The sequence below is a fragment of the Cupriavidus sp. MPR-AND1C genome (assembly GCF_058809705.1).
Genome location: NZ_JBXASU010000012.1, coordinates 108,264 through 117,353, shown reverse-complemented (window position 1 = coordinate 117,353; position 9,090 = coordinate 108,264). Strand labels below are relative to the sequence as shown.

General features: G+C 62.9%; 9 protein-coding genes. 4 read left to right on the top strand and 5 right to left on the bottom strand.

The window, feature by feature from the left end; translation table 11 throughout:
• Positions 1-42: 42 nt before the first annotated feature.
• Entirely contained in the window at positions 43-2,304 is a 2,262-nt protein-coding gene (locus AC1RWI_RS10045; RefSeq protein ID WP_492866069.1) for a rhodanese-like domain-containing protein, read from the bottom strand.
• Positions 2,305-2,591: 287 nt separating this feature from the next.
• Here AC1RWI_RS10045 and AC1RWI_RS10040 point away from each other — a divergent pair, with 287 nt between their 5' ends.
• Entirely contained in the window at positions 2,592-2,741 is a 150-nt protein-coding gene (locus AC1RWI_RS10040) for a hypothetical protein (protein WP_492866067.1), read from the top strand.
• 490 nt (positions 2,742-3,231) lie between these two features.
• On the opposite strand, the gene AC1RWI_RS10035 is transcribed toward AC1RWI_RS10040, so the two are convergent.
• Together AC1RWI_RS10035 and AC1RWI_RS10030 are read right to left on the bottom strand one after the other, a co-directional pair.
• Positions 3,232-3,909, bottom strand: coding sequence for a PAS domain-containing protein (locus AC1RWI_RS10035; RefSeq protein ID WP_492866065.1), 678 nt, complete (start codon positions 3,907-3,909; stop codon positions 3,232-3,234).
• A gap of 581 nt (positions 3,910-4,490) precedes the next feature.
• Positions 4,491-4,808 carry an H-NS histone family protein gene (locus AC1RWI_RS10030; protein ID WP_492866063.1) on the bottom strand — a complete coding sequence of 106 codons (318 nt, stop codon included), beginning with the start codon at positions 4,806-4,808 and terminating at the stop codon, positions 4,491-4,493.
• A 402-nt stretch (positions 4,809-5,210) separates the two neighbouring features.
• Between AC1RWI_RS10030 and AC1RWI_RS10025 the strand changes: the two genes are divergently transcribed.
• The 3 genes from AC1RWI_RS10025 to AC1RWI_RS10015 all read left to right on the top strand — a co-directional run bounded on the left by AC1RWI_RS10025 (position 5,211) and on the right by AC1RWI_RS10015 (position 7,208).
• Positions 5,211-5,585, top strand: a complete 375-nt coding sequence (locus AC1RWI_RS10025; protein ID WP_492866061.1) for a PHA-granule associated protein 4 — start codon at positions 5,211-5,213, stop codon at positions 5,583-5,585.
• Entirely contained in the window at positions 5,566-5,901 is a 336-nt protein-coding gene (locus AC1RWI_RS10020) for a ProQ/FINO family protein (RefSeq protein ID WP_492866059.1), read from the top strand. The genes AC1RWI_RS10025 and AC1RWI_RS10020 overlap by 20 nt, the downstream gene beginning before the upstream one ends.
• A 208-nt stretch (positions 5,902-6,109) precedes the next feature.
• A protein-coding gene (locus tag AC1RWI_RS10015; RefSeq protein ID WP_492866057.1) for an IS3 family transposase occupies positions 6,110-7,208 on the top strand; the annotation gives its coding sequence in 2 pieces (ribosomal slippage) (positions 6,110-6,363 and positions 6,362-7,208; 1,101 coding nt in all).
• Between the two features lie 180 nt (positions 7,209-7,388).
• Here AC1RWI_RS10015 and AC1RWI_RS10010 read toward each other — a convergent pair.
• Entirely contained in the window at positions 7,389-7,859 is a 471-nt protein-coding gene (locus tag AC1RWI_RS10010; RefSeq protein WP_492866055.1) for a toll/interleukin-1 receptor domain-containing protein, read from the bottom strand.
• Between the two features lie 319 nt (positions 7,860-8,178).
• Positions 8,179-9,024, bottom strand: coding sequence for an SMP-30/gluconolactonase/LRE family protein (locus AC1RWI_RS10005; protein WP_492866053.1), 846 nt, complete (start codon positions 9,022-9,024; stop codon positions 8,179-8,181).
• Positions 9,025-9,090: the final 66 nt, after the last annotated feature.

Here is a 9,090-nt window from a genome sequence, read left to right as displayed (position 1 = left end):
CGGGGGAGAGGGCGGGGGCTGGCCGATGCGATGCCTTTGCGCTTACTGCTGCCTGTAATCCACCAGCCGCACCGGCAAATCACCGTCGCGCTCGAGTTGGTCGACCAGGCCGATTTCCCAGTTCAGGTAGGCGTGCATTTCGGACTTCCGGCGGTCTTCATCCTCGTAGGCGTAGGCGCTGTACCACGCGTCTTCGTCGCCGGTCAGGATGCGCGCTGCGGCGGGCGTGCCGGCCTCGCCGGTTTCCGTTGGCAGGCCAAGCGCTTGCCAGCGTGCGTTGCCGCCGAGCAGTGCGCGTACGTCGCGCTGGCTGGTGCGGCGCAGCTCGGCCGCTACCGCTTGCGCCAGCACGCCGTCGGATGACGTCACCACGATGATGTCGTCGGCACTGGCGTGCTCCAGCACCAGCGCGACCTTTTCTGGCGTGGCGAACCATGCGCCGGGCAGGTGGCCGCGTCGGAATGCCAGGCTGCTATCCACGTCCACCACCGTTGCCCCGCCCTGCGCTTGCAGCGCGAACAGCGATGCGGCTTCGATCCACGGCGCTTCGGCCTCGGAGGCGCGCAGCACGCGCACGGGCTCTGGGCCGGATTCGCGCGGTGCCAGCGGTGCCGGGCGGAACAGGTAGACCTCGTGGCCGCCGAACTGGGCCAGCCAGGCTGCCGTGATCTGTGCGCGCACGCCATCCCAGTCGGCCAGCACGATGCGGGCGCGACGGGTGCCGGCGTAGGCGTCGGTGGCCTGCACCAGCTGGCCACCGGGGGCGCTACGCCAGCCCGGCAGGTGGCCTGCGGCGTATTCCTCGGGCGAGCGGACGTCGAAGCGGTACAGCGTGCGGTCATCCGCCTGCTGCGCAAAAGCGGCTAGCTGCGCTGCATCGATATGTTGCACGCCAGCGCGCTGCGCCACGCGGGCCGCCCGTTCACGCGCCGCGGCCTGGGCGGCTTCGCCGGGCTGCGGCGCGAAACGGGTCTGGCCGTGGTCGAGCTGGTAGCCGGCCAGCAGCCATGCCATGGTGCCGTCCTTGAGCGACACCACGCGATTGGGAATGCCGGCGTTGATCAGCGTCTGCGCGCCCACGATGCTGCGCGTGCGGCCGGCGCAATTGACCACCACCAGCGTCTCGGGATCGGGTGCGATCTCGCCGATGCGGTAGACCAGCTCAGCCCCCGGGCAGTCCACCGCACCGGGGATGCTCATGTTCTGGAATTCCGTGAAGGGGCGGCTGTCCACCACCACCACGTTGTCGCCACGCGTCTGGTGCAGCTTGAGCGCCTCGGCGGTGATCCACGGCGTGTGCAGCTCGTGCTCGATCACCTCGCCGAAGGCCTTGCTGGGCACGTTGGTGCCGCTGAATACCTCATAACCCGCCGCCTGCCAGGCGCGCGTGCCGCCTTCCAGCACGGAGACGTTCGTGTAGCCGAAACGCAGCAGCTTGGCCGCGGCCGCATGGGCGATGTCTTCCGCCAGGTCCGTTACCACGATGCGCGTGGTCCGGCGCGGCACCAGCCGGTCGATGGTGGTCTCGAGCCGGCCCAGCGGCGCGGGCACGGCGAACAACAGGTGTTCACGCGCGAATGCGCCCTCTTCCCGCGCGTCCAGCACCGCGAGCTCCTCCCCCTGGGCAATGGCGCGCTTAAGCGCGGCCGGGCTCACCAGCGGATGGCGGATCAGCGCAGGCGCGGCAAAGGTGCGGTAGCTGTATTGCGTGCCCCCCTCGGGCGCGGGGTCGAACTTCACGCGGCCGGCGAGGAGGGTCAGCGTGAGGCCGTAGAAGTGCAGGTGCAGCCCGGGCGTGTCGCCGGTCAGCTCGATGGTATGCACATCGGTGGGCGACAGCGTAATGGCATTGCCCGCCCGCACATCGAGCTGGCGCAGCGGCTCCAGCGTGTCCTGGCCGGGCTTGCTGCCCTGGCTGCGGTGAAAGATGACATTGCGCTCTACGCCGCGCACTCCGGCGATCACTGCCCAGGTGGTGTGGTCGTGCGGCGGCTGCGCCTTGCCGGGCAGGCCGGCGGATGCGAACAGCGCGAAGCCGCCGTCCGGATCTTCGGCCAGCCGGTAGATGGCGGCTGGCCGGGCCGCGTCCACGGGGAAGTGTTCAGGCGGGAACAGGTGCGCCTGGCCGGCCAGCGCCACCAGTTCGTCGGCCAGCGCGGCCAGCGGCGCCCTGTCGGCGGTGTAGGTGGCCGCGATCTCGCGGGCGCGGGCGATAAAGGCCGCGACGGCGGCGGCGCGGGCATCGCTTACGTCGCCGGCGGCCGCGTCATCGGCAAGGGTCTGGGTCAGGTCGGTAATGGTCATGGCGGGGAAATCTCGATAATGCGGGGAGAGTGCGAGTCTTGCGCGGACAATGGCTGGATGGCTGGCCTGCGCACAGGCACTAGAGCCTAAGAGAAGTTGCGCCGCCGGCTAACGAATCAGATCGCAGATCGTTATGCCCTGGCCGCCGCGCACGGGCGCGCTTCGCCCGCCGGCACGGCTTCGCATATGCATCGTCGATATTGTTCGTTCTTGCGCAGCCGCACATTCCGTAGAGTGGAGCCCTGCCGCCATCCGCCGCGGCTTCGCACCGACCCAGGATTCCCCCCATGACGACTCAGAGCCAGCGCAATGCCGCCATTGCCACCACCCTTGCCGAAGTCCGCGCGCTGACCGCGCAGCGCGATATCGACCGCGCCACGCTGGCACAGGTCGCCGCGGTACTGCAGAACCTGGCCAGCCGCAAGGACGGCACATAGAGATAGTTGTCAAAGTACTCCTGCGCACTGATCGGCATGCGCCCAGGCGGCAAGGCAGCTGATCGCGCCGCAGCCAAAACCCGTGCGATGCGATAGTGCGACTGCCAGCGCGGCAGTAGATCGGCATGGCGCGCCCGAAACGCCCTGTCCCAGGCTCCGGGAATCGGCTGGCTCTGCAACGCGACCGACAGCGGAACAGAGCTAGACGGGGGCGCCACATCGCATACCCAAAGGGCGGCGCCCGGATTGCCGCCTTCCATACCTGTGAACGAGGAAAACGCGATGTCCAAATCCGTACGGCTAAGTACGGATGGTTGAGGCTGCTCCATGCGATGGAAACTCTGATGGATCGCGCGTGCAAGGCACGCCGACGATCGCCAGTCTGGCTATGTTCAAAGCCAAGAGAATAGAAGCAGAATCGCCGGCGTTGTCTGAGCAAATCTGAGCAGCCCGGCTCGCACTCCGCGAGCCTTCGCGTCGTGCCTCGGCGCTAGCGGTCGATCACGATCTTCTGGTAGACCCGGAAACCCTTGCCGCGCACTGTGGACACGGGCAAGCGCAGACTGCCCGCCTGCTCGACCTTGCGGCGCAGGCGGCGCAGGCGGCGCATCTGGGTATCCAGTCGACGCTGGTCGTAATGCAGGAAATCCTCACCAAGCGCGTGCACGATCGCCTTGCGCGTCACGCATTCTTCGCCGCTGGCGAGTGCGTGCAAGACCATGTAATCTTGCATCGACAGTGGAATCGGCGGGAATCCTGGCGGGGTCAGTGTCGGGGGCGTGGCCGACAGCCGCCAATGCGCCTCTGCCGAGGCTTCGCTGGACAACAACCGCTCCTCGGCCAGCGCGTCGGCCTGGTCAGAAATATCGCGGGCCACTGCCACCCGCTGGTTCTTGCACTCGGACAAGCGCGCCGACCACATGATGCGCGCGATACTGCCGTCCTTGCGCACATAGCGATTCTCGAAATGACGCTGCAGATAGCCTGCCTCGATCCGTTCGACGGCCTGCAGCGTTCTCGCCCGGTCCTCAGGATGGACGAAATCAATCATGGGCTTGCCCAGCATCTCCTCAGGTCGATAACCAAAGATACTTTCGCAAGCCCCCGCAATGGATAGAAAACGGCCATGACGGTCGACAACACAAATCGCGTCGAGCAGCAGGTCCATGACCTGCTTGGGTGGCAGTGTAGCCATCTTTCCCTTATTCTGAGCCGTGGCTGCCACCGCGCTGCGCGCGCGGTACGCGTCATTCTACGTCGTTACGCCCGATCTTCGGACAAAGTACAGCGCGTCAATATCACGCTCGCGGCTCGGCAAGCAAGCTCAGGCGGTGTTTGCAGACTTGCTTTCCCTCTGGGTTCCAGACATTACCGCGCGGAATGCATCCCTTGCGCACGTCCAGTGGATATTGGCATGCCTCTGGTAAGAGTCAGCGGCGTGAAGGGCTCGAGGCAGAAATCGATGAATCTTCTCCGCTTTGGAGTCGGTCGTCTCTCTTTGGGGTAAGGGTACTTCTCGTGTGAAAACTGGCGCTCGTCGCCTGAGGATCCGCTTCCTCCAGTGTTTTCCGGGTTCCAGATACAAAGAGCGGGGCGAATCCGACATTGACATGAAATCAATTGGAGACAAGCCTGAAGCACCAGATTTCACACGGATGGGAGGTGCGTGAGTTGCCACCCACCCGTGCCGAGTTGCCTCGCGAAGGCGAGGCATGGTACGTCTTCACGTCAGCGGATATCGTCCTTGACTCACGCTTCCGGAATCAAGAATTTGTCGCGATTCTTGCCCAGCCAGGCGGGTGCTCGGCCGCGCCCTGTCCAGGTGGCACCGGTCTTCGGGTCCTGGTACTTGGGTGGCAGCGAAATCTTGATTTTCTCGGTAGGCGCCGCGCTCGCAGCAGGACGGCCACGACGCCGTTTTGGCGCAATGTCTTCCGCGGTCAGTTCGTACTGCGCCATCAAGGCTCGAATCTGCTCGATAACACCAGCCACTTCTGTGGCACGCACTTCCACCAACTGCGCTTCAATCTTTTCCTTCTCTGCCAGCAACTGCTTGTAGGTGGCCATCGCTTTTTCTCCTTTTATCCTTGGATCTCAGAATCGTACATTATTTATCACGGCGAGGTGCGCCGAATCCTCTATTTTTTCCGCACCATTAAATGGCAAATAATTTATGTCCTTCGTTGACTCGTCAACGTGTCGATCCACCTGTCGGAAAACTAATCCGTTTGAACTTTTTACTCACTTTTTAATTTGAATGAGGGGAGAGTGTCATCGACGATACGGCCCGCTGAATAACTTCCACTCCGGAGGATGCGAAGTCACATGCTTTCCTGATTTGGCACCGCGTCGCTTGTTAGCTTCGGACGTCAATCGCCAGACGCAGCTTACCGCGCTACCGCCAGTTACAATGTTGCAGAGGCGCAAGGTGCAATTTGGATGTGCGATCGATGTGAGTGGAGAGAGAGAATGGCGACGGTTCGAGCACGCACCAAGGGGGAGGCGCTGCTGCACCTGAAAACAGCGGGAGTAACGGTCGTGGACTTGGACTACGAGTCTGGCTGGCAAGATGCCGTCGAACTCGGCCGCCTCGGTCAGAAGGCCGGAATTCGCGTGGAATACCGTGGACACGAGAGCATTGCTGTTACGTCGCCAGCGGCATTGGCCGCCGGCCTCTTCCGGCCAAAGCTGACGTTCCGGCAACGCAATCTGTACTGCCAATTTCAATTAAGCGAGTTGCCAGCAGCTGAATTGGAGAGTTTGGAGGCGAAAGCAACAAGACTGGGGGACTACATCCTCGCGGGGAAGCTGATGCGGGAGGTGGATGCCGAGTGGACTGACTAAGCCATCGCGGCTCTGGTCCGGAGCGTCCGCGGCGTTCCCGAAGAGTCCCGCGTCCAAGGTGCCACTGAAGGTTGACATCTTCGAGGACCTGGCCAAGCACGCGCCGGAACTGGCCCTGACAGAGCCGGCATTGCGCGACGCGCTCCGGACCTGGTGCCGCGGCACCCGATATGGACCTCTCTGGTGGAAGGCGCGCCGCGCGTGGATCTGGCAGACCAAGAGGTGGGACAGGTATCGCAGGCCAATGCAAAACGGACACGGCAATGGCAAGCCCGTCGCGCAGCACGGGCCTTGCCGCAGGCCGCGAACCAATTGATCCACGAAGGGGGCCCGCCGCAGGCGTGCTGGTTCGCGCCGGCGTGTCTGCTTAAAAGTATTGGGCGTTACCCTCTTCCATGTGCGTGTGATCCTCCCTCGCTGCCTGCCCGGAGACTCTGGCCGCGTGAGCGGCGGCCTTGACCTGAGACGAATCCTGTAGCCAGTCGGAAAGTGAGTTCTCGTATCCTTGGAGTATGGAGAACTCGATGAAGAAGCGATTTACCGACGAACAGATCATCCGCATCCTGCGGGAAGCAGAAAGCCGGGAGGTCCCGACGAAGGATCTGTGCAAGCGCCACAACATCACGGAGCAGACGTTCTATCGCTGGCGCAACAAGTTCGGCGGCATGGACGTGGCCGAGGCACACCGGCTCAAGGAACTGGAATCGGAGAACGAGCGGCTCAAGCGCCTGCTTGCCGAGCAGTTGTTGGTGATTGATGGTTTGAAGGAATTCAGTCAAAAAAATGATCACCCCGACGGGCCGGCGTGAGGCGCTGGAAGTCCTGACTCGGCGGGGTCTCTCGCAACGCAAGGCATGTCGCTACCTCGGACTCAGCCGCCGGGTGGCGACCTACGTGCTCAAGCAGCCGGGGAAGGATCGGCGCCTGGGCGACCGGCTGCTCGCGGCATCGTCGGAGGTGCCGCGCTTTGGCTATCGTCGGATGGCGGCCTGGCTGGCAATGGGGGAATCGCGTGTGCGCCGGATGTGGCGCGCCCTGAAACTCAGCATCCCGAGACGGCGCCCTCGTCGGCGCCGTTGCGGCAGCGACATCCGCTTGCCAGGCGCGACGCAGCCCAACTCGGTCTGGAGCTACGACTTCGTCCATGACCAGTTGGTCGATGGCCGGGCGCTGAAGATGCTGTGCGTGATCGACGAATACACCCGCGAATGCCTGGCGATCGAGGTCGGCGCCAGCTTGCGCTCGCAGGACGTGATTCTGACGCTGTCGCGTCTGATGCGGCTGTACGGCAAGCCGGCCCACATTCGATCGGACAACGGCGCCGAATTCACGGCGGCCAAGGTCATGCGCTGGCTGCGTGATGCTGCGATCGGCCCGGCCTTCATCACGCCCGGCAGCCCATGGCAGAACGGCTTCGTCGAGAGCTTCAACGGCAAGCTGCGCGACGAATTGCTGAATCGCGAATGGTTTCGCAGCCGCGCCGAGGCTAAGGTGCTCATCGAGCGCTGGCGGCAGTTCTACAACGAGCGCCGACCGCACAGCGCCCATCGCTATCAACCTCCGGCCACGGTTCGTCGAGCCTGGCTGCATACTGCTAATATCGACAGCCGACTCACTGCCTGATTGGCTACAAAATCCCGCCGCAGGTCACTCTCTTCCACGTAGTAGCCGACCACTCGCCTGCCTGAAGAGTTTTCGGCGCGGTAGGCGCAAACAACAACGCCCCAAGGGCGAAGCCAAGGGGCGCAAAGGTGGAAGAAGCCAGCAGTCCGTTGGCCTCTCGGCCGATTGGAAGAAAGCCAGCTAGGTCCAGATGGCGACTAGCTCGGAAATCTTGGTCGCGACCACCGCCATTGAGTCTTCGGCAGTGTCCAGGCCGGTTCGGGAGGCAAGCAAGGGGCTGACATTCCGGAGCTCTGGGTATGTCGTCTGGTGCACGATGGGCACGAGCCGGTTGCCCGCCAAGAGGGCCGAAAGTTCTTTGTCGGCGACGCCCTCTTGCGGGAGGTGACGCAACAGGTTCGGGGTGACCAGCACGAGCCCGATGCGGGAATTTGCCAAGCCCTTGTCGATCGCACGCATCATCGGCACGCCGAGGCCAAGGTCCTTCTCGCTGAACCAAACCTTGACACCGGCCGCCACGAGCAATTCGTACAGCTCTTTGGCTGCCCCCTGCCGGTCGTCCCACGCGTGGCACAGGAAGCAATCGCGAAGGTCAGGCTGCTCTACCGCTGTCTTCTCAACGGATTGGCGAATTGGCGTGAGTGACTGCACTTGAGAAGTCGTGTACGAGACGGACGAACCGGCTCGCGACCACCGCGGCCTTGCTCCGCCACTGGACCTGCGACCACCGCCGTTGTTGCTGTAACCATCTCCTCCGCTGCCCGATGTTGAGTAGGGCGAGCTGTAGCCACCGCTGTGACGGTAGCCGCGGCTGCTACATGCAGGACAGGCAGCCGCCGCTGCAGCCGAGTTGTGTCCGCGTACTGGTGCCGTGCATCTTGCCATAGCCATGCAGCCTCTTCTCTTGTGACAGCGATGATGTTAAACCCAATTGCTTAAGCCGGGCTTGTGCTGCGCTGCCTTGGCTCTCCTATTTCGGGGCACTTCGATACAACGACAAGCCTTGAGTAGAGGTCCGCAGCCGTAGCAGACTGCCCCACCCAGACGCGGTGACAAACAGATCCGACATATTCTCTCCGCCGAAGCAACAATTCGTTGTCATCGAGCCCGCTCCGATCTCGATACGATCAAGCAGATGACCACTCGACGAGTACACTTCTAACCCGCCGGTGCCTGGCGTGCATACCCATATATTTCCATCCACGTCGACCGCCATGCCATCGGGGCGACCATTTCTCATCATGCACAAGAAGCCCAGCGAGACCACGTTGCTGCCGCGCACTGAGAACCGCTCAATGACTCGAGAGTAGGTTTGCGCGAGATACAGAATTTCGCCTGATGGATCAAACGCCAGACCGTTCGGAAATAGCCTGTCCGCCGCGACTATCTCGTGCTCACCGGTTTCGACGTCGCAGACGACTAGCCTGCCCAGCACAGGCTCAAGAAGCGCACGATCAGTCAAAGGATCGCTGACAAACACTCTGCCGTCGGGGGCGACGCACAGGTCGTTTGGTGCAGTAAATTCGCTCGCGAACAGTAGTGGCGCGGACGATCCTCTATTCAGCCGCTGAACACCTCCTTTACTTTGTCCTGAGGCGCCAAAAATTCCCCCGTTCTGCGCCACTAGAACATCGTCGGCATAGCATGCTAGGCCGTTGGGACCACCACCCGTCACCCATTTGCCTAAATGCTGGCCATCGAGACCGATCTCATATACACAACCGTGACTGATTGATGCGACGAGAAGAGTGCCTGATGGCCTCCAGACCGGTCCCTCGATGAAACCAAGATCCCGCGCCACGACTGTAGTTTCCACTTTTTATCCTGCGTCAGAGAGGCGATTGAGAAGGAGGCAGGCACAAGCGCAGCCTGCGTCCTAGGA

Excerpts from the sequence above, each read along its gene's own strand:
- AC1RWI_RS10045 (WP_492866069.1), bottom strand. The coding sequence starts at position 2,304 with ATGACCATTACCGACCTGACCCAGACCCTTGCCGATGACGCGGCCGCC.
- AC1RWI_RS10040 (WP_492866067.1), top strand. The coding sequence starts at position 2,592 with ATGACGACTCAGAGCCAGCGCAATGCCGCCATTGCCACCACCCTTGCC.
- AC1RWI_RS10035 (WP_492866065.1), bottom strand. The coding sequence starts at position 3,909 with ATGGACCTGCTGCTCGACGCGATTTGTGTTGTCGACCGTCATGGCCGT.
- AC1RWI_RS10030 (WP_492866063.1), bottom strand. The coding sequence starts at position 4,808 with ATGGCCACCTACAAGCAGTTGCTGGCAGAGAAGGAAAAGATTGAAGCG.
- AC1RWI_RS10025 (WP_492866061.1), top strand. The coding sequence starts at position 5,211 with ATGGCGACGGTTCGAGCACGCACCAAGGGGGAGGCGCTGCTGCACCTG.
- AC1RWI_RS10020 (WP_492866059.1), top strand. The coding sequence starts at position 5,566 with ATGCCGAGTGGACTGACTAAGCCATCGCGGCTCTGGTCCGGAGCGTCC.